The organism is Glutamicibacter sp. M10, from assembly GCF_025452055.1.
In the GTDB taxonomy this organism is placed as follows: Bacteria; Actinomycetota; Actinomycetes; order Actinomycetales; family Micrococcaceae; genus Glutamicibacter.
In genome coordinates this window covers 2,564,284-2,590,594 of record NZ_CP104918.1, presented here as the reverse complement: position 1 = coordinate 2,590,594, position 26,311 = coordinate 2,564,284, and the positions used below count along the sequence as shown (strand labels likewise).

17 protein-coding genes and 3 pseudogenes are annotated in these 26,311 nt (G+C 53.1%); 16 read left to right on the top strand and 4 right to left on the bottom strand.

Annotated elements, in window-relative coordinates; translation table 11 throughout:
- Nucleotides 1-33 precede the first annotated feature (33 nt).
- The 3 genes from N6V40_RS12710 to N6V40_RS12700 all read left to right on the top strand — a co-directional run bounded on the left by N6V40_RS12710 (nt 34) and on the right by N6V40_RS12700 (nt 5,841).
- Nucleotides 34-495, top strand: a complete 462-nt coding sequence (locus tag N6V40_RS12710; RefSeq protein WP_262197895.1) for an FAD synthase family protein — start codon at nt 34-36, stop codon at nt 493-495.
- Nucleotides 496-543: 48 nt separating this feature from the next.
- The gene (locus N6V40_RS12705; RefSeq protein ID WP_262197894.1) at nt 544-1,818 is read left to right on the top strand and encodes a CDP-glycerol glycerophosphotransferase family protein; all 1,275 of its coding nucleotides are present in this window, start codon (nt 544-546) and stop codon (nt 1,816-1,818) included.
- Nucleotides 1,819-1,968: 150 nt separating this feature from the next.
- A complete protein-coding gene (locus N6V40_RS12700) occupies nt 1,969-5,841 on the top strand; it encodes a CDP-glycerol glycerophosphotransferase family protein (RefSeq protein ID WP_262197892.1) in 3,873 nt (1,290 codons plus the stop codon).
- Between the two features lie 75 nt (nt 5,842-5,916).
- Here N6V40_RS12700 and N6V40_RS12695 read toward each other — a convergent pair whose 3' ends face one another.
- Nucleotides 5,917-7,152 carry a CDP-glycerol glycerophosphotransferase family protein gene (locus tag N6V40_RS12695; RefSeq protein ID WP_262197890.1) on the bottom strand — a complete coding sequence of 412 codons (1,236 nt, stop codon included), beginning with the start codon at nt 7,150-7,152 and terminating at the stop codon, nt 5,917-5,919.
- A 438-nt stretch (nt 7,153-7,590) separates the two neighbouring features.
- Here N6V40_RS12695 and N6V40_RS12690 point away from each other — a divergent pair, with 438 nt between their 5' ends.
- From N6V40_RS12690 to N6V40_RS12665, 6 genes and pseudogenes are all read left to right on the top strand, one after another.
- Entirely contained in the window at nt 7,591-8,097 is a 507-nt protein-coding gene (locus tag N6V40_RS12690; RefSeq protein ID WP_207306456.1) for a YceD family protein, read from the top strand.
- 17 nt (nt 8,098-8,114) lie between these two features.
- The gene (gene rpmF, locus N6V40_RS12685) at nt 8,115-8,318 is read left to right on the top strand and encodes a 50S ribosomal protein L32 (protein WP_060701450.1); all 204 of its coding nucleotides are present in this window, start codon (nt 8,115-8,117) and stop codon (nt 8,316-8,318) included.
- A gap of 24 nt (nt 8,319-8,342) precedes the next feature.
- The gene (gene rnc, locus N6V40_RS12680) at nt 8,343-9,020 is read left to right on the top strand and encodes a ribonuclease III (protein WP_396267830.1); all 678 of its coding nucleotides are present in this window, start codon (nt 8,343-8,345) and stop codon (nt 9,018-9,020) included.
- 9 nt (nt 9,021-9,029) lie between these two features.
- Nucleotides 9,030-9,961 (top strand): annotated as a pseudogene (gene mutM, locus N6V40_RS12675) (bifunctional DNA-formamidopyrimidine glycosylase/DNA-(apurinic or apyrimidinic site) lyase).
- 472 nt (nt 9,962-10,433) lie between these two features.
- Entirely contained in the window at nt 10,434-11,531 is a 1,098-nt protein-coding gene (locus tag N6V40_RS12670) for a PQQ-dependent sugar dehydrogenase (RefSeq protein ID WP_262197885.1), read from the top strand.
- A gap of 47 nt (nt 11,532-11,578) precedes the next feature.
- Entirely contained in the window at nt 11,579-12,529 is a 951-nt protein-coding gene (locus N6V40_RS12665) for an aldo/keto reductase (RefSeq protein ID WP_262197883.1), read from the top strand.
- A gap of 143 nt (nt 12,530-12,672) precedes the next feature.
- On the opposite strand, the gene N6V40_RS12660 is transcribed toward N6V40_RS12665, so the two are convergent.
- Nucleotides 12,673-13,488: a serine hydrolase domain-containing protein gene (locus tag N6V40_RS12660; protein ID WP_262197882.1), complete on the bottom strand. Its 816-nt coding sequence runs from the start codon at nt 13,486-13,488 to the stop codon at nt 12,673-12,675.
- Nucleotides 13,489-13,637: 149 nt separating this feature from the next.
- On the opposite strand from N6V40_RS12660, the gene smc reads away from it, so the two are divergent.
- Nucleotides 13,638-17,210 (top strand): chromosome segregation protein SMC, encoded by a 3,573-nt coding sequence (gene smc, locus N6V40_RS12655; RefSeq protein ID WP_262197881.1) that lies wholly within the window; start codon nt 13,638-13,640, stop codon nt 17,208-17,210.
- 51 nt (nt 17,211-17,261) lie between these two features.
- Here the strand turns inward: smc and N6V40_RS12650 are convergent, their stop codons facing one another.
- Complete coding sequence (locus N6V40_RS12650) at nt 17,262-18,665, bottom strand: tetratricopeptide repeat protein (protein ID WP_262197879.1); 1,404 nt, start codon at nt 18,663-18,665, stop codon at nt 17,262-17,264.
- Nucleotides 18,666-19,155: 490 nt separating this feature from the next.
- Here N6V40_RS12650 and N6V40_RS12645 point away from each other — a divergent pair, with 490 nt between their 5' ends.
- Nucleotides 19,156-20,664 (top strand): glycosyltransferase family 2 protein, encoded by a 1,509-nt coding sequence (locus tag N6V40_RS12645; RefSeq protein ID WP_262197877.1) that lies wholly within the window; start codon nt 19,156-19,158, stop codon nt 20,662-20,664.
- Nucleotides 20,665-20,756: 92 nt separating this feature from the next.
- On the opposite strand, the pseudogene N6V40_RS12640 reads toward N6V40_RS12645, so the two are convergent.
- Nucleotides 20,757-22,039: pseudogene (locus N6V40_RS12640) on the bottom strand (MFS transporter).
- A gap of 172 nt (nt 22,040-22,211) precedes the next feature.
- On the opposite strand from N6V40_RS12640, the gene ftsY reads away from it, so the two are divergent.
- From ftsY to N6V40_RS12620, 5 genes and pseudogenes are all read left to right on the top strand, one after another.
- Nucleotides 22,212-23,384: a signal recognition particle-docking protein FtsY gene (gene ftsY, locus N6V40_RS12635; RefSeq protein WP_262197876.1), complete on the top strand. Its 1,173-nt coding sequence runs from the start codon at nt 22,212-22,214 to the stop codon at nt 23,382-23,384.
- A gap of 411 nt (nt 23,385-23,795) precedes the next feature.
- A pseudogene (locus tag N6V40_RS17745) lies at nt 23,796-24,143 on the top strand (SH3 domain-containing protein); the annotation flags it as partial.
- A gap of 267 nt (nt 24,144-24,410) precedes the next feature.
- Nucleotides 24,411-25,373: a gamma-glutamylcyclotransferase gene (locus tag N6V40_RS17740; protein WP_396268660.1), complete on the top strand. Its 963-nt coding sequence runs from the start codon at nt 24,411-24,413 to the stop codon at nt 25,371-25,373.
- 16 nt (nt 25,374-25,389) lie between these two features.
- Nucleotides 25,390-25,908, top strand: coding sequence for a hypothetical protein (locus N6V40_RS12625; RefSeq protein ID WP_262197874.1), 519 nt, complete (start codon nt 25,390-25,392; stop codon nt 25,906-25,908).
- A 26-nt stretch (nt 25,909-25,934) separates the two neighbouring features.
- Nucleotides 25,935-26,120, top strand: a complete 186-nt coding sequence (locus N6V40_RS12620; RefSeq protein ID WP_262197872.1) for a hypothetical protein — start codon at nt 25,935-25,937, stop codon at nt 26,118-26,120.
- The last annotated feature ends 191 nt before the right edge of the window (nt 26,121-26,311 follow it).

The following is a 26,311-nucleotide window of genomic DNA, read 5'->3' as shown; positions in this document are numbered from 1 at the left end:
AGGTGTTTTGCTCACTACCGCAGGAGAATACTAATGACTAAAACGGTTCTTACGTACGGCACCTTTGACCTCTTCCACGTTGGACACCTTAATATCCTCAAGCGCCTTAAGGGCAAGGGGGATCGCTTGATCGTCGGTGTTTCGACCGATGAGTTCAACGCCATTAAGGGCAAGAAGCCAGTGGTTCCTTTTGAGCAGCGTCGCGAAATCGTGCAGGCTATTGAGTACGTTGACTTGGCTATTCCGGAAGAGAACTGGGAGCAGAAGCGCCTGGACATCGCCAAGTACGACGCAAAGGTCTTTGGAATAGGTGAAGACTGGAAGGGCAAGTTTGATGACCTCGGTGACGAGGTTGAAGTTGTCTACTTGCCACGTACCGATGGAATCTCAACCACTGAGCTAAAGCGCGTTCTGAGTGAATTCGACGAGCGTCACGTGGCTTCATTGAAGAGTACTCTGGATACATTGAGCCAGATCGTTAAAGAACTGAGCTAAACGTAGTTCTAACCACCGTATTGCTGAAGCCTTTTATTGAAAGATTCTATGTCTAGCTTGAATATCAAGAGCTCTATCAAGTCCCGTGTTAAAGTCGCACTACGCAAAGTCGGACGCCGGCCTGAGGGTAAGCGTCTGACTCGGGCCATGGGCTTTGTTAATAAGCCGGCTGGCGCCAATGTTGGTGTATCCAACGTGCCGTTGCCTGGTTCCGTTGCTGTGTACTTTGGCGACGGTGCAGACAAGATCTATCAGGTGAACCAGTGGCTGCCTGTGCTTGAAGAGTTGCATGAGAAGGAACAAGTTCTGTTGGTCTTCCGCACCCTCAGCGCTTTTAATGCAGCAAGTAAGATGACGGATCTTCCTAAGATTTTTGTGCGCCGTTTCTCAGATCTTATGGATGCCTACGATGACAATGATCTGAAGCTGGTCATCTACGTAAACAATTCACGTAGTAACTTCCAGTCTTTGGATCATCCTCGTCTGGTCCATGTTCACGTTAACCACGGTGAGAGCGACAAGCTTTCGATGGTTTCAAACAAAGCCAAAGCTTATGACAAGGTCTTTGTTGCTGGCCCCGCAGCTATCAAGCGTCATGAGGCTATGCTGATTGACTTTGACTTCAACAAATTGTTGGTCACTGGACGCCCACAGCTGGACATTGACTTCAAACCTGAACTGGCCCCAAGCGAAAAGTTTGACGTCATGTATGCGCCAACGTGGGAAGGTGAAAACGAGGACAATAATTACACCTCGTTGGACCAGTACGGTGTGGCAATTATTGAAGCCCTGCTGGAGAAGCCGGATTTACGGATCATCTACAAGCCTCACCCTCGCGTGCAGTCAAGCAAGACTCCAGGCGTGGCTCAAGCACACCGCCAGATCAAGGAACTGCTCCAGATTGCCATTGAAGAAGGCAACGGGCATGTGATCTCCGAGCAAGGAAATATCCTTGCTATGTTCGAGTCCACCGATGCCTTGATTACCGACGTATCCAGCGTTGGGTTGGATTACCTGTATCTGCATCCAGAAAAGCCTTTGGTGATTTCGGACCGTCGGAACAACCGTAAAAACCTACATCGTGATGCGCCGATCGCTCAGGCCTGCCATGTTGTTGACAAGAAATCTGCTGAATCACTTCCTGCCTTGCTAGATGATGCGTTGACTGAAGATAGTCACCGTGGGCAGCGTTTAGAGATGCGCCAGTTCTACTTCGGTGACTTGCGCCGTGGTGATTCAACTAAGAAGTTCCAAGAGTTTGTGCAGGAACTGATTGTTGAGCGTGAAGCCAGCTTGGTTAATTTCCGCGGATGGCACAGCTAAATCTGAAATAGTCTTTCATCAACACCCCAAGTCTTCCTTCGGTTGACTTGGGGTGTTTTTGGTCCGCCACTAGTTTTGTCCGACGCGAGTCCAACACTCTCATCGCAATCGGGTAAATCACGAATAGATTAGGGCAGAATCGGTAGTTATGTGAGTACTCGTTGGTTGGTACTCAAGAGTAAGACCATGTTTGAAGGAAATAATCTGGTGGATGTAATTCGTACTCGTGTTGCTCTGGGGTTAGGGCGTCGTATTGAGCGCCTCGGACGCTACAAGATTGCCGCAAGGTACTACGAGCGGACGTTGTCCACCGGGATTTCGCAATCATCTGAGATTCAATTCCGCTACGGATTCAGCTTATACAAGTGCAAGCAGTACACCAAGGCCATGCACCAAATTGAAGCGGCTATCGCTCGTCAGCCCCATCGATACGGTTGGATTCAAACACTTGCTCTAACCATGCAGCGTCTAAAGAAGTATGAGCGCGCCCTAGAGCTTTTTGAAGCGGCATGCCAGGGTGACCCGAGCAAGATGACGTGGCGTATCCGCTGGGCCCGTTGTGCCCGCGTGGCCAGAAAAGGTGACCTAGCATCATCGGTCCTCGATGGGCTGGTCTCAGATTTCCCGGATGATCCCAAGGCGTCTTCGGCGATTGCCACGTTCCTACTGAATAACAGCCAGCGCTGGCGTGAACTAGATGTTCGCGTGCAACATGAAAACCAGCATGCCGATGATCCGAAGTGGTTCTTCCTTACTGCGCAAGCCGCAACGTACATGTCCAGGTTCGAGCAGGCAGAAAAGTATTATCGTAAAGCCTTAGAACTTGATGATAGCCATGTGAATTATTGGTACGGCTTGGGACGTAGCCTCGAAGAACAAGGCAAGCAGGACGAAGCTGAGGCAGCGTATTCAAATGCTGTACTTCGCTCGCGTGATAAGACTGTTCAAAGTATTGGCATCGGCAAGATTCACGAACGTGAGGATGACTGGAATAAGGCCTTAGATGCCTATGAAACTCAGCTTTCGCTCACTGAAGAAAACAATAATCTTTACCTTCTGAACTACCGGGCCGGCGAAGCGGCTACCCGTCTGTTTGAATTCCGCCAGGCAGCGGATTACTACCAGCGCGCGCAGAATTTAGCCGACACTGTTCAAGAACGAGTGCTTGCCGGCTACGCCCAAGGACGAGTTCTCTCTCGTGCAGGCGATTTTGAAGCCGCAGAACAAAGCTTTTCCCAGTTTGTTGACTTGTTGCCGGAGCAGAAGCACATTGAAAGTTCAGTTGCGCTCTTCCGTTATGCCCATAGCCTCCACCAGCTTGGCCGATTCGCTGAAGCAAGTGAACGTTATTTGCAGGCAGCTTCCGATTGTGGCTACCTCGGTACCTCGTTCAAGGGTTCGAAGGCAGCTGGCTTACGTGCCAATGAACATCGCCAACGTGCTGCCATTGCTGCGGCCACCGGTGACTGGTCAGTCGCTGCCCGGTCGTATTCCTCCGCACTGTGGCATGCATCCTCCACAGAACGTCAGTGGCAAGCTAGGGCCGGACAGGCCTATGCCAAGCTGGGAGAATTTGAGAAGGCGTGCCAGTACTTTGTTGGCATGATTCTTTTCACTGAGATCTCAGTAGCAGGACTAGGCGATGCGCTTAAGGGCGTGGGTCGTCGTCGTGGTGCTCTTGCCATTCATGCACGCGAAGTTGAAGAGCTGGATGAGCACCTGGTGCTCTTCGAATCTTCACACGGCAAGAATGTTCACTGCCATCCGTACGCGATCTACCGCGGCATGCGTCAGGATCCTCGCTTCGCAAACTTCCGCTACGCCTGGGTGTACAACGAATACTCCGAGGTTCCAGCACAGCTGGCCAATGATCCTGATGTTGCAGTGATCAAGCAACATTCTGACAAATACATCCGGTTGCTGGGCACGGCAAAATATTTGATCAACAATGCCACGTTCCCAACGTACTTCGCGCGCCGTGAAGGCCAGCAGGTATTAAACACCTGGCACGGTACACCGCTGAAGTTCATGGGTAAGCTCGTGAAGGATGGAGTGGCGGAGCACCGTAACGTGCAGCGCAACTTCCTGCAGACCACACACATGATGGTCCCGAACGCCCACACGCTCAAGACCCTGAGCACGGACCACGATCTTGATGGCTTGTTCCCAGCCCAGGTTGCGCTGACCGGAAGCCCTCGAATTGACCAGATGGTCAATATGACCGCGCAGCGACGGAATGAAATCCTGACCGAATTGGGGATTGATCCTAATAACCATCAGAAGATTGTTCTGTTTGCTCCCACCTGGCGTGGCCAGCTCAAAGACCAGTCCTACGATGTCAGTGGCCTGGTCGAGGACCTAGCCACACTCGCCCAAGGGGAGCACCACATGCTCTTCCGCGCGCACCGATTTGCCGAGAAACTCATTGGTGACGCAGAACTGGACGCGACCGTAGTCCCTTCTTCAATTGACACCAATGAACTACTTGCTGTCATTGACGTATTGATCACCGATTACTCGTCGATCTTCTATGACTTCTTGCCAGCGAAAAAGCCAGTGATCTTCTATACCCCTGACTTTGAAGCCTATGAGGCAGAGCGTGGACTCTACTTTGAGCGCTCCACGTGGCCTGGAGAAGTGCTCGACTCAATCCAGGATGTAGCAACAGAACTGCAGCGCCAATTAGCCGGTGCTGATGCACTACTGCACCCGAATTTTGAGACGAATCTGGAAACCTTCGCTTCCATGGAAGACGGGCACGCTGTCCAACGTGTCATCGAGTTCTTCTTCTTTGCTGACCAGAGTCATGTTCTTACCCCTGCAATAGATGAACGCACAAAGCTACTGTTCTTCCAAGGACCGTTTAAGCCCAACGGCATTGCCACGGCGTTTACCAATCTCATTGGATCCTTGGACCCAGAAAAGTACCTTGTATCTGTTGCGGTAGACATGGGCGCGGTAAGCAAAAACGCAGACTCAATGGAGATCCTGTCTTCATTGCCTGAACACGTGAAGATCTTGCCGCGCGCTGGGGCAACGATCATGTCAGCGGAGGAACGTCACGTCTCTGATGGCTATCATGCACATCGTGGATTTGATTCGCCGGGTGCTGAGAATGTACACATGCAAACCATGACCCGAGAGATGCAACGCTCCTTTGGCGATGCCAAGTTTGACGCCGCCATCAACTTTGAAGGGTACTCTCGCTTCTGGGCCAGCCTTTTTGCTGCCGCTCGGAATAACGCAGAACGCAACTTCATCTACCTGCACAACGACATGGTGGGCGAGTGGAAGCTTTGCTTTGGAACAATGCCAGGGCTGTTTGCCACTTATCGCCACTATGATCAATTGGTTTCGGTGACAAACAGTGTGGGGGAGCAGAATGAAAAGGAACTCTCAAGACTCTTCGGTATAGATCCAGAGAAGTTCACCGTGTCTGAGAATCTCTTGGATCTAGAAAAGCCGATAGTTTGGTCAACTCTAGAAGAGTCAGTTCATGTATTTGACGGTGTTGGTCTGACGGTCTTCGCCAACATGGCACGCCTGTCGCCTGAAAAGGGGCAGATGAAACTGCTTCAGGCTTTTGCGAAGGTTCATGAGCAGAACCCAGATACTCGTTTGTTGCTCATCGGTGATGGCCCACTGCGAAGTGACCTTGAAAATGAGATCAGGGCGCGAGGGCTGACCGGACATGTAGTGGTGACGGGACTTCTTGCTAACCCATTCCCAACGTTGAAAACTGCTGATTGCTTTGTCTTCTCTTCAGACTATGAAGGTCAAGGGCTGGCCATGATCGAGGCAATGATGCTTGGAATGCCAGCTATATCAACTGACGTTGTGGGCTCGCGCAGTGTCCTTGAAGGTGGCTTCGGGTTACTCGTAGAGAATTCAGCGGACGGTTTGGCTGAAGGCATGATCAAGCACCTGAACGGGTTCCAGTCTGAAAAGACCTTTAATCCCGAGGAATATCAGGCAAGTGCGCTGAGCCAATTTGAACGGCTAGTCGAGCCAGTCAAGGTTTAGGGTACGGACGCAAATAGTGGAGTGCGAATTTCTTCGCACTCCACTATTTCGTTAACGTTCTTCTAGCTGGTGACCTTAGGCTGCCTTTTTTATCGGCAACTGTTGGGTCTGAACTTCGCCAACAACAAGCTTGAGTGACTCGGTAATGAAGCGATGCATGCTGGCTCCCGCCGTCACGTCACCAAAGTAGTAGTCAACAACTTCTCGGAAGCTGGCGTTCTCTTCAGCTAGAGCGGCACGAATCAGCGAAGCCGCATCGTGAGAAGCGTCAGCGCTGAGCGACGGTACCTTGGCCAATGCTGGCGAATCGGTAACCGTGGCTTCCTTAGATACTGGCTTGGTAACAAACATCGGCTTACCGGTGGCCAAGAAGTCATAGGCAACTGCGGAGATGTCGGTGATGCACAAATCTGATTCGGCCCATTGCCACCCCCAATGCGCGGTGTCGTCAAAGAGCAACCGAGCACTCGACGTTGCATTGGCTGCTGCGAGCTTGTGGCGAATCTTTTCCACCATTTGCCCGTAGGCTGCGGAATTCATTCCGGAGCGTGGGTGCGGACGGAAGATCAAGTTGAAGCCACCGTCTTTAATGAGGGCATCAACCAGTTGCTCGCCGTGCGAAACAACTGATCCATAATTCATTGAAGGACGGTCACCCTCCCACGTTGGCGCGTAGAGCACCGTTGGCAGAGACGGGTTCAGCGAGTACGGGGCCAAGTAGGAAACGTCAATCTGAGGACGACCGATCAGACGAGTTCGTTCTTGGGCATCATAGTTACGTAAGTGCAGTTCCAGGCGATCGCGGGCGGCCTGGCCAGCGGAGAAGACATAGTCATAGGCCTTCAGCTGGTTGGACCACATGTAGGCCTTTTCGCTTTCACCATGGCTAATGAAGACGTGGTTGGGTTGATTGAAGCGCATCATCTGGAAATTACGGATGTTCTGGTTTACGTAGAAGACCAGACGCAAATCTTGGGAATCAACTAAGCGCTCAACATCTTCAATGGTTGGCGCGTAGTGAACAGGCAGTGGGCATTCTTCACGTAAAGCCAAGGCAGAATCCGGGCCACGGGTGATGACAACAACTGGCAGGAATTCAGCCAGGCGTTTCATCGGTTCGTACCATTGGCGAATCTGATAGGCGTTGACCATCTCATCTGCGAAGTACAGGGCGACTTTATAACGGGCGTCACCAACAGGAGTGTGGAATAGCTCTGTGGCATGACGAGTGATGAACTGTCGTTGCTGCCTAGCAGCAAGGCGTTGGCCGGCATAGTTTGCCGCCCTGTTCAGGGTGTTGAACACCTTCATCTCAAATCCTTTTTGCCGCTAGTAACTGCCTGTTCCCATAAGCATAAGGTCAAGATCTAGCTGAGGACTGTTGACATGCCTTGAAACGCCTATGTACATAGGGAATTTTGAGCTTATGACCTAAATTTGCTCAGGTAACGTGCAAGGCGGTTTATAAATTGCGATAGTTGAGCCCTTGGCTTGGTTTGGCTGTGTAGTGTTCTGTCTTTTACTGGACACTGCGATAGGCTGTGGTGAGTGCAACACCAACATCCGGGTTCTTTGGCTGGTTTCAGTTTGGGAACTTGGGTCGCGGTAAGCTAAGATGAAATGTCGGACTATGTTTTAGTAGGAGTCATCATTAGCGAAAAGCGTTCTGATCGATCGTCACATGACGCACTCGATCGCAACTCGCCTCTGGTTTTTTCAACCAGGGATCTCGGCCGTTCGCCGGGCTCTATGGAGACTCTAAACGAGCAGGTTCCGGCACCCACTGATGTGGGAAATGCACTCATCGGTATTCGTGGAGGATCTGAGCTTGACTTAGATCTTCGCCTTGAAGCCGTACATGAGGGAATTTTGGTATCGGGTACCGCTACAGCGCAAATTGCTGGGGAATGTGGACGATGCCTTGATCCTATCGAGTATGACTACGAGGCTGATATTCAAGAGCTCTTCTACTATGAAGAGAGCGAAGAATTCGAAGACGATGATGATGTGGATCAGTATTGGGTAGTCGGTGACTTGATTGACATCGATCCGGTATTGCGGAGCGCAGTGGTTACCGCCCTGCCGTTCCAGCCGGTTTGCCGGGAAGATTGCTTGGGGCTCTGCAACGAATGCGGAATCAACCTCAACGATGAACCTGAGCATCACCATGAGGTTCTTGATCCACGTTGGGCAGCGCTAGCGCAGCTGTCCGACAACGCCACTGAAGATGTGGCACAAAACAAAACGTTAGACTAGAGAGAAGAGAAGTAGTCGTGGCTGTTCCAAAGCGGAAGATGTCCCGTGCGAATACTCGTGCCCGCCGTTCTCAGTGGAAGGCTACCGCACCGAGCTTGGTTAAGACCGTTGAAAACGGTCGCGTAACCTACAGCCTGCCTCACCAGGCAAAGGTTGTGACTGACTCGGCTGGTACCGAATTGTTCCTTGAGTACAAGGGTCGCAAGGTCGCAGACGTCTAAGACATGTCTTCTAAAGAAGAACTAATGAAGCGTCTCGGAATCGATATTGATTCCGAGACGTTTCGTCTTGCATTTACCCATCGCTCGTATTCATACGAGAACGGTGGCATTCCAACGAACGAGCGCCTTGAATTCCTCGGCGACTCAATCCTTGGCTTCTGCGTAGCTGAATACTTGTACGCTACTTTCCCTGATCTGCCTGAAGGCGATCTAGCGAAACGTCGAGCTGCAATCGTCAGCACCCGCGCATTGGCCATCATTGCCCGTGACCTCCAAGTAGGCGAACACCTGCTTCTCGGACGTGGCGAAGCCCAATCCAACGGAGCAAACAAGTCCTCCATCCTGGCTGACACCATGGAAGCAATTTTGGGCGCAACGTACCTAGTGCAGGGGATGGACGCCGCGCGTGCATTTGTCCTGCGTTTTGTTACCCCGTTGCTTGAAGACCCTCGTCTGGTGGGTGCGACTACCGACTGGAAGACTGTCATCCAAGAAGTTGTTGCCTCGCAGAAAATGGGCGAACTTCGCTACGACGTTGCCGGTTCCGGGCCAGATCACGCCCGCACTTACGTAGCCACCTTGTGCATCGCTGAAAAGGGCTACGGCGAAGGCCACGGTCCATCCAAAAAAGAGGCCGAGCAAGAAGCTGCCCACCAAACGTGGCTGCAATTTAATCCTGGCGAGCAAGTTCCTAAGCGTTAGGTACTGCGCATGCCTGAACTTCCCGAAGTTGAAGTAGTCCGACGTGGGCTAGAGAAGTGGGTTCGCACCCGTACAGTTCAAACCGCTCAGGTGTTGGACCCACGTTCTGTCAGAAGACACCTTGATGGTGTTATCGACTTTGAGCAAACCTTGACCGGTTGCACCATTTCTTCTGTTGCCCGTAGAGGCAAATTTCTTTGGATGGGCCTTGACGGGCTTGCTACTCCTGCCGTCCTGATGGCACATCTGGGCATGAGCGGGCAGCTGCTGGTTGAGCAAACTGATGCACCCGACGAAAAACATCTTAAAGTCCGGCTAACGCTCAGTGATCACTTGGATTATCCCAGTGAGCTCAGATTCATAGATCAGCGCATCTTTGGTGGAATGTTTATCTCACCGCTCGTTCCAACTAGTGACGGTTTCCCTGGGGAGACGGAAGCGACCAGGCCGCTATTCCGCTAGCCGCCGCGCACATCGCTAGAGACGTGCTAGATCCATACCGCAGTGCAGAAGACCTTTACGTATCCCTGCGCAAACGCAGTACAGACCTGAAGCGTGCCATCTTGGATCAGGGAGTCATCTCTGGTGTTGGCAACATCTACGCGGATGAAGCCCTCTGGTTGGCACAACTCTCTGGGCTGCGTAAAACTGCAACGATACGGCGCAACGAAGTTCAACGACTTAATGATGCTTTGAAAGACGTCATGACTCGCGCGCTCGCTGCCGGTGGGACTAGTTTTGATTCCTTGTACGTCAACGTAAATGGAGCTAGCGGTTACTTTGCGCGCTCACTGAACGCCTACGGCCGCGAGGGGAAAACATGCCTTCGGTGCGTCGAACAGGGCAGGGAATCATTGATTCGCCGTGACCCGTTTATGGGTCGCTCTTCGTATAGTTGCCCGGTCTGTCAGCCGCGGCCACGTGCTGCGCGGGGTCGGTAAACGCACTTCGCTGGTCTCGGGCTGAGAGCTTTCTTTGGCCTGTATAAGGCCGTGCGCTTCCGCGCCCAGTCAGATAATGATCAGGCTCAGGATAGTGCCGGAGATACACGTCGAATGCGCAGCCATTCCTCATGGTCCCGAATAGATCCGCCGGCCGCTCGGGCGTCGCCGGCTTCGGGTTGGCAACCTCGATGCGTCGCAACCAGGGGACTCGCCGGTTTTGGCCAGTGGGCAGTCCCACCTGAGGTGATTCCACCTTCTCGCGGCAAGAAATCAAGAATTCTCGCACCTCTGACTTGTTACCCATGTCTATGTCGGTATAACGAAAACCGAGCTCAAGGGAGCCATTCTTTGTACCCCATGGACCTAGACCTGGTTCGATTCGTTGTGTAGAGATACAAACAGGGACTGCCAGAGCGATGAACAAATCGCTAGGGTTAGAGACCACAGAGCCCACGAGAAAAGATGTCTGATGAGTATCCCTATTGTTTGCACCGCAAATGACCGTTTGGCTCGGCGCCGAGCGGTGACCTTGTTGTCGCCCCTGCTCAGTATCTGCCTCTTGACTGGGTGCTCTGCAGATGCCAAGCCACCGGTAACCAGTCCTGAAGCCTCGGAAGCCTCGGAAATCTCGGCATTAACCACTGAGCTTGATGCGCCGTGGTCTATTGCTTTTCACGGTGAAACCACGTTGGTTAGTGAACGGGACTCCGGCAGGATACTTGAAATTGACGCCAACGGAAATCAAAGAGAAGCGGGCAATATTTCAGCAGTCTCCGGTGTCGGAGAAGGCGGGCTATTAGGAATTGCCGTTCACGAACGGTACCTCTATGCCTACTTCACTGCAGGTGAGGAAAACCGTATCGGACGCTTCACGCTCACCGGTGAGCCAGGGGCGCTGGAGTTAGGAGAGCCCCAGACGATTCTGGAAGGTATCCCCTCGGCGAGTTACCACAACGGTGGACGGATAGCCTTTGGCCCCGATGGCATGCTCTACGCGACAGTGGGGGATGCTGGGGATAGCTCGGTGGCGCAAGAGAAAAGCTCACTGTCCGGCAAAATTCTACGACTCACCCCTGAGGGCAAAGTTCCTGAAGATAACCCCTTTGAAAACTCGCCCGTCTACAGCTACGGGCATCGTAATCCTCAAGGGATTGTCTGGGACGCAAAGGGGATCCTCTATGCCTCTGAGTTCGGGCAGAATACCTCGGACGAACTGAACATTATTAAACCCGGCGGGAACTACGGTTGGCCAAAAGTTGAAGGAATCGCCTCGGATGATCAGTATGTTGATCCGATACAACAATGGGATCCAGCCCAGGCTAGTCCTAGTGGCATGACTATTGCCGGGGACTCGATTTGGATAGCCAACCTTCGCGGTGAACTACTTCGGGAAGTTCCGCTTCAAGACACTTCAACGTCCATAGAGCATCTGGCAGGCGAGTACGGCCGCTTGCGCGATGTTGCCACCGCACCGGACGGATCCCTACTGATCCTGACAAATAACACCGATGGGCGGGGAACTGCGAATAATGAAGATGATCGCCTACTGCGCATGGAGCTTGGCTGAGGGTTAGGCTAAGAGCCAACATCGCTTTCGCGCACTGGAGCTAATCAATGAAGACACTTCCCCTTGGTCACACCGACATTCAGGTATCCACGATAATCGCCGGCATGATGCGAATCGCGGGGGACACCGATGAGCAGATCCGAAACTTGTACGACACTGCGCGCCAAGCGGGGATTAACTTCTTTGATCATGCAGATCTGTATGGCTTCAACCATCCAGGTGGTGGATACCACCACTGTGAGCGTCGCTTTGCTCAAGCGCTACAGCTAACTTCCTCACAGCGTGAAGAGATTATCTTGCAGACTAAAACCGGCATCTTGGTTAACCCATCCGGTTACGACCAATCTTATGAACATATTGTTGGCTCAGCAGAAGAATCTCTCAAAGCCTTGGATACCGACTATCTAGACGTTCTGATGCTGCACCGCCCCGACGCGCTAGTGGAACCAGAAGAAGTAGCCAGGGCATTTGATCATCTGCGCGCTAGCGGAAAAGTGAAGGCCTTCGGCGTCTCCAACCACACAGCACGCCAGATTGACCTGCTGAAGACCGCGGTCACCCAACCGATCGTGGCCAACCAGGTTCAACTGTCCATCACCCACGCCCCGATTATCACTCAGGGTCTGTCAACTAATATTGCCGGTCATGATGACTCGATCGCCCGAGATGGCGGTGCGCTCTTGGACTACTGCCGGATCAACAAGATCACGTTCCAAGCGTGGTCACCGTTCCAGAAAGGCATTTCAGACGGAGTCTTCCTAGGCTCCTCAGATTTCCAGGAGCTCAATACAGAGCTGGATCGGCTAGCTGACGTTTATCAAGTGGATCCAATGGCTATCGCAGTGGCATGGATAACTCGGCATCCTGCTGGAATTCAGGTTGTTTTGGGTAGTACCAAACCACAGCGCATCCTGGATGCAGCCAAAGGTTCAGATGTTGAGTTGACCCGCAGCGATTGGTACACCCTATATAAAGCTGCCGGGCACAACCTGCCTTAAGCACCTCATTTGAAGAGACTTCACGACCCGCTATTGCCAGAAGCGCACATTCCACGATGTGGCCACCGAACGTGCCGCGCATCCGGTTCGAGTACTAAATAGCGCGAGACCGGTGAGTACAGCATGAAGTTAGTTGGCTGGTCTTAGCTAGTGAGTTCAGCGAGTAACTGCTCATTAAACGGAGTCCACGCATCAACGGCCCACTGGCCAAAGTTCTTATCGGTCAAGGTCACGCAAGCTAGCCGGTGTTCTGGATCCACCCACAGGAAAGTCCCGGACTGACCAAAATGGCCAAAGGTCGTAGCAGGATGATTAGCTCCGGTCCAATGTGGCTTCTTGGTGGAACGAATCTCGAAACCTAGACCCCAATCGTTAGGATTCTGACGTCCATACCCAGGCAGGATCCCAGCCAGATTCTCAAAATGAACGCGCGTTGCATCGTTCAAAGTCTGCAGAGCAATGAGGGTTGGGTTCAGCAGTTCAGCGGCAAACTTCGCTAAGTCTGCTGCGGTGGATCGTCCGTCTTTGGCGCAGCTACCAGCGATCGTAGTTTGGCTCATGCCCAAAGGCTCAAAAACAGCCTCACGAGCGTAGTCGGCCATACTGATCCCAGTTTGCGCCTCTAGATGTTCGGCAAGCTTCTCAAAACCAGTATTCGAGTAACCGCGCTTGGTACCAACAGCAAAGCGAATGGTTTCTGAATCGAAGTCGTAACCGGCGGTGTGCGCCAGTAGGTGATGAACGGTGGAACCTTCAGGCCCGGCGTGTTCATCAAGACTGATGGCTTCTTCTTCCAGAGCTATCAAGAAGGTGTAGGCACTGAGCAGCTTCGTCACTGAAGCCAATGGGTATACCCGGCCCGTATCGCCGTGCTGGTCAACGATGGATCCTTCGCCGTTGATAACAACGGATACGGCGTTATCGGATGGCCATTGCTCGATCTGGCTCAGAATGCTCATGAAATGATCTATCCCTCGATATTTCTTGACGGTATATGCGAGCAGAATCAGAAAAACCCAAGCACGCTTCGCTAGAATTGCGTGAAGGATTGAGTGTTACTACCCAAACCAACCATAGCGATCTGACCCAAACATAGGAACTTAACGCCGTGCATCTAAAGACTCTCACCGTTCGCGGCTTTAAGTCTTTTGCGTCGGCAACAACCTTAGACTTTGAGCCAGGTGTTACCGCGGTGGTTGGTCCCAACGGTTCAGGTAAGTCCAACGTGGTGGACGCACTTGCTTGGGTTATGGGTGAGCAGGGCGCCAAGACACTGCGTGGCGGCAAGATGGAAGACGTCATCTTTGCGGGCACTACCGGGCGGGCCCCGTTGGGTCGAGCCCACGTGTCTTTGACCATCGATAACTCAGATGGCCAGCTACCAATCGACTATGCAGAAGTCACCATCTCTCGTACGCTCTTCCGTGCCGGTGGCTCAGAGTACGCCATCAACGGGAATTCCTGCCGCCTGCTTGATATACAAGAACTCCTCTCCGACTCCGGCCTAGGCCGAGAGATGCACGTCATCGTTGGACAGGGTCAGCTGGACAAGATTCTGCATGCAACGGCCGAGGATCGCCGTGGCTTCATTGAAGAAGCTGCCGGTGTACTCAAGCACCGTCGCAGGAAAGAAAAAACCCTTCGTAAGCTTCAGGCGATGCAGGGAAATCTTGACCGTCTAGAAGATCTCAACGCGGAAGTCCGCCGTCAGTTGGCGCCATTGGGGCGCCAAGCTAAGATTGCTCGCCGTGCACAAACCGTCCAGCATGATGTGCGTGATGCAAAATCGCGTCTGCTCGCTGATGACTTGGTATCGCTGAACAATAAGCTAGCTCAAGACATTGATGATGAGTCGCAGATTCAGGCTCAGCAGCAAGAAGCAGCTTCACGCCTTGAACGCGTCAAGAAGCACATCAACGAGTTGAGCACCGAGCTTGAAGATGTTGCCCCACGCCTAGGGAAAATTCAAGACACGTGGGTGGCTCTGAGTACCCAGGCTGAACGTTATCGTTCGCTAGCTGCCCTGGCCCGGGAACGAAGCAAGCTGCTGGAAAGCAACGAGACTCATTTTGATTCAAGCCGAGACCCAGAACGCTTAGAAGCTCAAGCCCAACGGGTGAGCGAAGAACTCGAAGAGCTAGAAGAAGCCGTAGAAGACCGCCACGAGATTCTTGCCGAAGCGGTCGAAGCCAAGGAACAGGCTGAAGAAGAATCGCGCGCGGAACAGCAGCGCATGGCTGCAATGCTTCGCGCCGCCGCGGACCGTCGCGAAGGAATCTCTCGTCTTGCTTCTCAGGTAGCCTCCGCTCGTAGCCGTGTGGACGTCACCCGAGCAGAGATTGTGCGACTTCAGGAAAGTATTCAGTCCTTTGACTCTGACCTTGAACTTGATCAGCGGTCCCATGATGAAGTCTCCGTGGACCTCAATGTGCAGCTAGCCGGCGAAGCTGAACTAAACGATGCCTTTGAAACCGCGGATCATGAGTATTCAGAACTATCGCAAGCACAACTTTCAGATGCGCATCGAGAACGTGAGCTTTCGGTTCGCGTCTCTGGTCTGCGCTCGCGCCTCGAAGCGCTGAAGCTCAATACCAAACCGGATGATCAGTCCTCCCGGTTACTGCGTGATTCCTCTGAAATCTTGCTTGGACGCCTCGGTGAGCTGTTGACCGTGAACGCCGGCTACGAGCAGGCCGTCGCTGCAATCTTGCGCGATAACGCGGAGTCCTTGGTAGCAACGGATATGCACAGTGCACAGCAGCTGATTGAACAGTTGCAGGCGGATGAGGCTAGCGCAGTATTCCTGCATGCAGTTAATCCTGAAGCAGCTAAGACAACACCAAAGATTGCCAGTGCTATCAGTGCCCGCGAGGTAGTGGGCGGTCCAGAAAATCTGACCGCCCTGCTAGATAACTTGTTCGCCGGTCATTATGTGATTGAAGAGCTGAGCCAAGCTGCTGAGATATTGAAAGAGAACCCAACGGCTCAACTGACCACCCTAGAGGGGGCAACACTCTCCGCACTACGCAGTTCGGTCGGTGACTCTTCAGGTGCTTCGCTGATTGCTCAGCAGGCCATGGTGGAACAAACCGAAACCGAACTCACCGAATGCCAAGAAGAACTGGCACGAGTTGAAGAACAAATCGCTGAACGCTCCCCAATCCTCTCCGTAGCACAACAGGGCCGAGAAGACGCACTGGGAGCACTGGGCGAATCGGATGCCACCATTGATGAGCTCAGTTCGTACCTTGCCCGTCTGGGCCAGAAGCTGCGTAGTGCACAAGAAGACAAGCAAAAGCTCGTTGAACGCCTTGAAGCCTCAAGGGAAAAGCTTGAAATTGAGCAGGAATCTCTTGAAGAGATCACCGAGCGCATGGAACTTGCCTCTACTGACCAAGAGGAAGAAACCATCGATGATGTAGCACGCGCGGCATTAGCCGATGCTGCCGCGTCCGCTCGCCAGCAGGAACTCGAAGCTCGGCTAGCGCTTCGAAGCAGTGAAGAGCGCGTCACCGCACTACGCTCACGCATTGAAGGACTACGCCGTACCGCTGCAGCTGAAAGAAATCACCGCGAAGTTGCTGCGCGCCGGGCCGAACAACGTCAGGCGCAGGCCGCAAACGCGGCACGTATTGAAAAGGCCGCTGAACGAGTTCTGCGTTTTATTGAAGTCTCGGTTTCCATGGCCGGCCAAGAACGCGAAGAACTGTCCGCGAAGAAGGCCGAACTTGATGAATTGCTCAGCAGCCAGCGCACCGAAGCTGAACAGCTCTCCACCGAACTAGCTCGTCTAGCCGACGCGGTACATCGAGACGAGATGGCCCGTGCTGAGTTGCGGTTGCGCATTGAGAATCTAGAGACCAAGGCATTAGAAGAGCTAGGGTTCACCCCGGACCACCTCATTGCTCACTTTGGCCCAGATCAGTTGATTCCAGAAGCTATCGATGAAGACGACAAATGGGGATCACTGCGTCAAAATGTCGATGAAGATGGTAATCCAATCGGCACCAAACCTTTTGATCGTGTTGAGCAAGAGAAGCGTTTGAAAAAAGCTGAACGAGACCTCTCCGCACTGGGCAAGGTTAACCCGTTAGCGCTTGAAGAGTTCGCAGCGCTCGAAGAACGTCACAACTTCCTCTCTGGACAGCTAGAAGATCTCAAGAAGTCACGTGGAGACCTAGAACAGATCATCGCTGACGTTGACGCGCACGTAGAGCTCGTCTTTACCGAGGCGTACAACGATACTGCTGTTCAGTTCAAACGTATCTTTGACCGACTCTTCCCTGGGGGAGAAGGACAACTAGTTCTCACCGACCCTGAGCACATGCTTACCACCGGTATTGAAGTAGAAGCACGTCCTGCCGGTAAGAAGATCAAACGGCTGTCCTTGCTATCGGGCGGTGAGCGCTCATTGACTGCGGTGGCTCTGTTGGTAGCGATCTTCAAGGCTCGCCCTTCACCGTTCTATGTCATGGACGAGGTGGAAGCTGCCCTTGACGATATGAACCTGGGACGCCTGATCACCATCTTTGAAGAGTTGCGTGAATCTTCTCAGCTCATCGTGATCACTCACCAGAAGAAGACCATGGAAATCGCTGACGCTTTGTATGGCGTGACCATGAGAGGCGATGGCGTCACTACCGTGATCAGTCAGAAGATGGACCGCGCTGTTTCTTCGTAGCGGGTAAATCTCGTGTTCTGTCTGGATGCCGTGTACAAGCTAGATCAACAATCAGCTCGTGACTGCTAGCTTCTTTTTGGCCACGGCCGCTTGTACTGCCACAAGGCGCTTCTTCGAACGGTGATGTTTCGGTGCTAAGCGAACTGCCTCACGCATGGATGTCTGGGCGGCGTCCAAATTTCCGGCCTTCACCAGACATTCGCCCAATCTCAGATGAAATGCGGAAGTCTTAGGCGCAAGCTCAACCGCTCGCTCCATTGCGCTCGCCGAACGTTCATAGTCGTCTTGTGCGGCGAAGACGTAGCTGAGCCGAACCAGATAGTGGGAATTATCCGGCTCAAGCGTGATGGCTTGTTGCATCGACTTTTCTGCACCAACAAAGTCTTCAGCTTGCAGCTGCCACTCGCCTAAACGCAGGTGATACTTAGCCCGGTCAGGTGCAATAACGAGCGCCTGTTTCATTGCATCGATAGCGTCCACCCAATGTTCCTGAGCGGCGTAGGCATAGCTCAATCGAACGTGAGCAGCCGAGACTTTCGGATCAATCTTGATTGCCCTACTGATCGAGGCCTGAGCTTCCTTGGCTCTGTCGGCTTGTAGCAGCAGTACACCCAAACGCAGGTGGAAGTCGGCTTTGGAAGGGGAAATCTTGATGGCTCGTCGAATGGCCCTGATGGCGTCCGATATGCGGCCCTGGTTCTCAAAAATCTGACTGAGCCGAACGTGCGCCTTGGCCAACGCTGGTTCTCTGCTTAATGCCTGTTCGAAGGCTGTCTTTGCCTCATCGTAGTTTTCGGCTTTGAAAAGTAACTCACCGAGCTTATAGGGGAGTCGTGCAAGTTTTGTATTCAGCGTGACCGCGGTTCGTAAGCTATTGATCGCTTCAGTTAGATAGCCTTCGCGATTGAGTACGGCAGCCTGAGACTCATACGGATAGTGCGTGAGCGCAGTCTGGGTCTTCACGACTTCACGGAACTGGTCCACGTTGAATTCTTCGTGAGCAATTTCGCTGACGAGTCGTTTCAGTTTGTAGGTGTCGTTGAGGAAAAACGACACGGGGTGTCCGCCGTATTCGAGGGGAACCATTGTTCCGGCGGTCATTCGTTCAATGCAGCGTGCGTGTTCCGCATCGATGGTGTCTGGGCAGTAGAAAACGTAGCCTTTGGAATCCTTACATTCGCCAGTCCGGATGTAGTTGTGCGTGAAGTCAAGGATCTGTCCTTCGTCGCCCCACCTGTCGTCATCGACTTCGCCACCCTCAGCAATGTCGTACAGAGGGGAGAGGGCAATGAAGTATTTGGCGCCGAGTTTAGGTGCAAGACTAATCGCCGCCATACCTCCCATGCTTCCGCCGTAGGTGATTACGGTGGTTCCTTTGGCGCGATCCTTGATGAGCCTGATGACTTCTTCGATTTCATCGGTCTGATACCAATGATTTCTACTACGCTTAACCAAAAATTCATTTAAACCTAGTTGCGCAAATATACCGCGACCATATCCGTTTTCAAACGGGCTTGTCTCAACCGCACTGATGTATTTGTTTCTTGCCTCAAAAGTGACGATTGATATGGGAAAACCCCGTCGTGGTAGTCCACCGCAAGGTCTTCGCCGACAAATAGTTTTTCATGATTAATAGCATTCTTTTGCACAGATAAAACCTTAGCTGTGCGGCGCTGAATCGTTCAACATATTAAGGGGATTGGAGGGGCGTAGGATGTACCCAGAACTATTTTTCTCAGTTCGTGCAAGATGTGTCCCTAGTTACCGTTAGGTAGTCGACGAAGTGGTGGATATGGCCAATCTGGCTTACCGTTACCAAATCGTAACCGTACTGATCAGACCGGATTTATTATCCAGTGAGTCCGCCTCGCAAATCGTGTGTATCTGTATATAATTAGGGTAGACATACACTGAACCTAATCGGGTTCTGAAATTTGGGAATTTGATGGCGCTGTTTAGAAAACGTAGCAAAACTACTGGTGACAAAGCTCTTCAGGAGGCCGTAGCCCCAGAGTCGACGACCTCGGAGCCGCAAAAGACTGTTACTCCCGAGCCGCAGGCACCAGCGGCCGAAGCGACGGTAGCGCCGGACGAAAACATTGAGCCCGCAAAGCCTGAGGGTATCTTTGTCAGCGTCGTCATCCCTGTTTACAACTCGATGCCATATTTGACCGAGCTGCTCAATTCTCTAGAGCTTCAGGATCTGGACAAGAGCCTGTACGAGGTTATTGCCGTCAACGATGGTTCCACCGATTTTGGTGGAGAAATCTTGGACGTCTACGCCAAGCGCAATGAGAACTTCACCGTGGTCCATCAGGAGAACAGTGGCTGGCCAGGCAAGCCCCGCAACGTTGGAACTGCCTTGGCTAAGGGCGAGTATGTCTTCTACGCTGACTCCGACGATACGTTGGGTACCGAAGCGTTGCGCCGTATGCGCGACTTCGCGCTGGAGCACGACGTTGACGTGCTTGCACCCAAGCTGGTTCCAGTAGGCGGCCGCGTCATTCGAACCTCGCTGTTCTCTTCGACCCAGATTGACGTACCACTAGAGTCCATCTTTGCGACCTTGATGCCACAGAAGCTGATCCGTCGCCAGATGATCCTCGACAATGATCTGCGCTTCGCTGAAGAGAAGGTCCGTCTGGAAGACGGCATGGTTCTAGCCGGCTGCTACCTACACGCAAAACGTGTAAGCGTTCTTGCCGACTACGAGTACTACTACATTCGTGAACGTGGCGACGGAAACAACATCAGCGCCCAGCCATTTGAGCCACATGGCTACGTGCAGTCCATGACTCACATCAGCAATACCATTCGCGATAACACCAAGGATGATCCCGAACTGGGTCGTCGATTGATCGCCGGGTTGTTCAAGCGCAAGGGGCTGAAGTTCTTCGTTGGAGAACGCTTCTTGAAGTACCGCGATGCACGTGCCAAGTTGTGGATGACGGCCTTTGGCCCGTTCGTGCAGGAATTCCTGTCCGAACGCACCAACGAAGTGCTCAACGACCAGGACACTGCTAAGGCACATGCGATCATCGCTGGGGATCACGATGAGCTCAAGCGTCTGGCCGCTTTGGATGAACAGGTCGCAGTTCGCCCAGAACTGACCAAGTCTGCGAGCAAGAGTGATCACTTCGAACTGCAGTTTGTGGTTCCGACTCTTGGGCCTACGCCGCGCGCTGTGTACGTTGACGAACGAGAAACTGATCGTCGATTGGAATTCCCGGTTACCGAACAGGGTGCTGGAAAGTATGTTGCTCTGCTTCCATACGCAGCACTTTCGGCGCAGTCCCTGGCCATCACCGATGTTCACGTGAAGTATGACCATGCGGAGACCCGTCGAGTGCGCGTTCCCGCCAACGTCAAGGAAACTAGCTTTGCAGGTGTTCGGGTCTACCGAACTGTCAATGGTGCGTTGAGCATTGACCTACGTAAAGCCAAGTGGGCGTAAACAGCCTCGTTAGAGCAAAATAATGGCGCCACTACCCAATTATGGTAGTGGCGCCATTATTGATTTAACGCAGCCCGATTATCGCCTGGCTCTTATTTTGTGGTGTCGGTGTTCTGCGAACCAATGGCGTCTGTTTCATCGCCAATGGCCACCGGCCGGATGGTCCGGGGAACAAAGGACCAGCCGATCAGACCAACCAGAGCGACCAGGGCAGAGACCCCGAATGCGATTTCATAGTTGAACGCATCGGCGAGGAAACCTGCGAGCAGTGGGCCGATAATGGCACCCAGATCCTGACTCATCTGGAAGCCGGCCAGTGCCTTACCGCCGTTACGGCCGGTTCCAATCACGTCGGAGATTGATGCCTGCTGAGCTGGGCCAAGAATGCCACCGCCAAATCCGGCGAAGATTGAGCAGATGATAAATCCTGCGGCACTGGTGAATACACCCATCGAGCCGATGGACACCAGCAACAAAGTTAGGCCAACCATGACAGGGATCTTGCGCCCCACCACGTCGGTGAGTTTTCCGGAGAAAAGAAGCGCGAGGCCATTGCCAATAGCAAACAATGCCATCGAGAAACCGGCAACGGTGGTTCCTAAGCCTTGACCAAATACTGCTAAAGCAAACAGCGGGATCATGCTGTTGCGAATACCGAAGGCTAACCATCCATAGCTGAAGCCAGAGAAGAGGGCCGCACGGTACGCAGGTGAAATCAACGCCTCACGGGTGGTGACCACCTCGATGGCTGCACGGGTCTTCTTCGGATCTTCGGCGTCACGATCCAGATCTCGGCGACGTCCCAACGCGAAGTACACCACGGCTGCAGCGGCAACCAGCGCGGTGCCGTAAATGAAGAAGGGCACCCGCATACCCAGAGGTGCCAGCACGCTACCGAGCACCGGTCCGGCGACGTTGCCCAGCAGGAACGCTCCTGCGTACAAACCTGAGATTCGACCGCGAGATGCCTCGGGGAGAGTCGAGCGATGAGGGCCATGGCTGAAATGGTGAACATGGTCGAGCCAAAGCCACCCAGTCCGCGGGCAATCAACAGCTGAGTGTAGTTCTGCACAAATCCACACAGCAGTGTCGAGAGCGCAACCAAGAGCACACCGGTGACATAAATGCGCGGCTCACCAAGCTTGCCTACCAAGGCACCAGCCACGGGTGCGAAGATCAGTCGAGTGAAGGCAAAAATGCTCACGATGACACTGGCTGCCGCTGCGCCCACATCAAAACTAACTGCGTACTGCGGCAGGATCGGTGCGATCAGGCCAAAGCCCAGCGCGATGATAAAGGCCGCCACCAGAAGGACTCCGATTTCCCGGGGGATCGGGGCACTTGCCTTGGTATTGCGAGTGAAAATCTTGTTCATTGCCGATGGTCTGAGTTAGCTCAGACCTGCCAGCCTTTCTGCGGAGCAGTGAGTTGGGTCAGTAACTGACTAAGTCTATGTTCTCCACCTTGCATTAGACATCGCTAGAAGAGTGCTTTCTGCGACATCACAAGGCGTGGTAACTCACAGAAGGTGTGAGACGATTTAACCTGTGTCTGATTCGCTTACATTAACCATCATCATTGTCGCGGTTGTTGCCGTGGTGGCCATTGGCGTTATCGCCTTTGTCACCAAGGGTCGCAAGCCGAAGACTCCATATACTTCCGAGCGCGATGCTGACGACAGGTCAGCTGGTCAAGGCGAGGATGGCTCTACCGCTACGACGGAAGGTGCCACCGATACTGCCATTGCTGTTGAGGAACCAGTTTTCCCAGCAGCGCCAAAGCTTGATGTACCCGAGCCAGTTCAGGGTCGTCTTGCGCGGTTGCGTGCTCGACTGACCAAGTCCAACAACATGTTCTCTAAGGGTCTTTTGGCCCTGCTCAGCCAAGACACCATCGATGAGGATGTCTGGGACGAGATCGAAGAGAACCTGCTCATGGCAGACCTCGGAACCGAACCAGCCATGGAGCTTGTTGACGCATTGCGTGAACGAGTGAAGATCGAGGGCAGCAAGGATCCTGTTCGGGTCAAGGCGATGCTTCGCGAGGAGCTACTCAAGTTAGTAGATCCAAGTCTGGATCGCAGCTACCTGCCTGAACCTCATACTGACCGCCCAAGCATCATTATGGTTGTCGGCGTCAACGGCGTCGGCAAAACCACCACCATCGGCAAGATGGCCCGCGTATTTGTTGCAGACGACAAAGACGTGTTGCTCGGTGCTGCCGATACCTTCCGTGCGGCAGCTGCCGAACAGCTGGCTACCTGGGGCGACCGCGTAGGTGTTCCCACGGTACGGTCCGATATTGATGGTGCTGACCCAGCGTCGGTTGCTTTTGAAGCCGTCAGTGCCGGTATCGATCAAGAAGTCGATATTGTCATGATCGATACCGCCGGTCGCTTGCAGAACAAGGTCGGCCTGATGGACGAGCTGGGCAAGATCAAGCGCGTGGTTGAAAAGAAAGCCACCATTGACGAAGTCCTGCTAGTACTCGATGCAACCACCGGACAGAACGGTCTCCAACAGGCCAAGGTGTTCTCGGAAGTTGTCAACGTTACCGGCATCGTACTGACCAAGCTCGACGGTACCGCCAAGGGTGGAATCGTCGTTGCTATCCAGCGTCAGCTTGGTGTTCCAGTGAAGCTAGTTGGTCTGGGCGAAGGCCCGGATGACCTTGCTCCATTCAACCCAGAAGATTTTGTGGACGCGCTGCTCGAAGGCTAAGCGAACCAAAAATCTGTACAACTGTGGCCCCGCCTTTTGGCGGGGCCACAGTTGTCTGCGCTGACCGTCCAAGGCATCTCCAAGATAACAATTACGTCTCAGCGCTCCGTGCGCCAGGCACCGTGGCGCGATGGTTACTGGGAGAACGTGTCAATAAATAATAAACACGTCGTGAATACCTGCAAGTGGTTCAAGTTATTACTTGAGTGGCGCGAGGCACTTCATTGCATGGACAACCTTTGGTGCATTCGAGTTTCATAGGGCACGTGGGAACTTAAAATATAAAGAGTTGATAAAACGCTTGTGGCACCACCTCTTGGGCTCGATTCTTCAATTGAGGTAACCTCCCGGGCATTCCTTGCCCGGAACCATCAGTCGCATCTTTCGAATAGAAGATGAGGTCAAGGTCCGATGCACATGGCACAACTCAAACTTCGGTATGCGCTTGTCGCAACCCTTGGAATCATGTCACTCTTTGTCACGCCTTTAGTGGCCGTGGGCGCCAACTCGTCAGTTCCACCTCAGACAGTCCAGGTATCACTAAGCCCCTACGATCCTGAGAACGCTCCGCCGTCAAAGTACATCAAGAAAGTCACCGAGACGAAGACCACGGAAAATCTGAATCTCAGGAAGTCTCCCTCAACCAGTGCAGCATCCCTTGGTGTCATGCCTGAAGGGACCATCGTTAAACTGACCGGTCAGAAATCTGGCACCTGGAGCCAACTTACCTGGGGATCCAAGACCGGTTGGTCGGCAACCCAGTATCTGAGCACACGAACTTACTTGAAGGATGACTCGGTCCGGTACATGACTAGGTACTCAGGTATCTACTCCACCGCAGCGCGTACCAAGCGAATTGGTTCGGTGAACCTTCGCACTGAGGTAAGTCTGCTAGAGGTTAGCGGAACCAGTTCTCATATCAAGACTGCGTACTATCACGGTTGGGTCGATTCCAAGAATGTGGTTCGCACCCGTCCGGCAAAGCAGTATCGATACGTTCAAAAAAGCGGCAGCATCTACTCGACAATGAATCCAAAAACCGATGCCTATCTGGGCCGGATTCACCATGCTGAAAAGTATGAGTACCGTCGTTGGGATGCCGCAAACCGACGTGATGAGATCTACGTCAACGGTCGCTGGGTCTGGACCAGCACCACCAATCGCGACTATGTGACCCCGCAATACCGGTACGCACAGCGCAACGGATCGGTCTACAGCGCCGCATCAAAGACCAATTTGAAAGTGGTAGGCACCATTACCAGAGGCACCCGTGTTCGTTGGGGTGCTTGGGACTCTGCTAATCGTCGCGGTGAAATCAATGTTAATGGCAAATGGGTCTGGTCCTCGGTTACCGACCGCAACAAGCCGGCTCCAATCATTCCTCCCGCCGTGGACGTCAAGAACTACGCCCGTTTCAGCACCATGGGGCTAACCTTGCGAAAGAATCCGATCTCCGGCTCTGCTTCCGTTGGCAGCATCAAAAAGGGTTGGAAAGTTGTTGTCACGCACAAGGCCGAAGGTGGATGGGTGCATATTAATGCTGGCTCCATCTCTGGTTGGATCAAGGAATCGGGGAACCTGCGAAAGCACGGACCATATTCTGTAGCCGTCTACGGCACCTTGCGTACCGGACAATCTGCTTACAACGTCATGGGCGGGTTCCAGCAAAAGGTCAAGGACCAGCGGTTAGCCAACTCGTCCCTGTACCAATTGTGGAATAGGAATTGGACCTTCCTTACCAATGGTCCAAAAACCGTTGTGGCCGAGCAATTCCAATATTCGGATTCGGCCGGTCCAGGCATGCTGAGGAAGCTGGATATCTACGAAGGCCAGCTGACGTACCAAGGCAAGCCGATGTACACCAGGCAAAATGTTCCGCTCACCGACGGATCTGAGTCGTGGACGTACAAGACAACATCGTTCTCGGAGCAAGTGGTCAAGAATTCGGGCCGCTACATTTCCTCCGGCGGCTTCCTGAAGCGTTCATAGAAAAGGGGACTGGACAATGAACACACTCAATGAACAGAAGAATCCGTCCAACAGCCCAAAGCGCAAAGTCGCGCTGGCTGTAGGTTCCACTATCGCGGTGGCTGCAGTCTCGGTAGGGCTCATCATGAGCACCAACTACTATTCTGCCCAGGCAGGGCCAACGTCCCAGAAGTTGCAGGACGAGATGGCAGACGTAGCAAAGACCGACGCGGAAACTGGAGACGACGTCCACGTTGACACCCAAGCCCAAGTCATCAAAAACTTGGGTCAGGCAGGAAAGCTCACGATGGATGGGGCAACCAAACCGTCTTTTGAAGTGACCGTGCACAGCGTGAAGGTCTTGGATACCTGCACACTGCGTGGCTTCGGTGAAAAGATCGCACCAGAGCACAAGAAGTTCCTGTTGTTGGATGTCAGCGCCAAGCTCGCGGAATCAGCCGAAAAGGTAGTCAAGGAAGACATTGCGCTGACGCCATTGGACGCCTCGGCTTTCGGCGTCTCACCGGGGAGAACCGCACTGTTGTTTATGATCTGAATACCGTTGCGGCATTCTCTTGTGATGTGGATGATGCCTTAGATATCGCAGTCGGAGCAGGGGATGAAATTCGAGGCAAGGTCATCCTCGACTCTCCCTACGCAACCGGTGAGGTTGTTTACGACCCAGACAAGACCGGCGGATGGACCTGGAGCTACTATGGTCATTTCAAAACAATCAAGGCGCTTGGCTTCCACTGTCGTGGAAGTTAGGCGCCTTGTGCGCTCTACGGCAGTGTTTTGGTTTCTTGCTTGTAGACGTATTGCGACACGCCCAAAGCCCGACAGGGACGAGGTCTACGCGAATCAGCGCGTCAGTTCGTGGGCAGTTGAGAAATATCCCAAGTCAAACGTCAGGTAAACAAGAACTGAGCGAAATGTGAACCGACCCTAGAAGCGAAGCA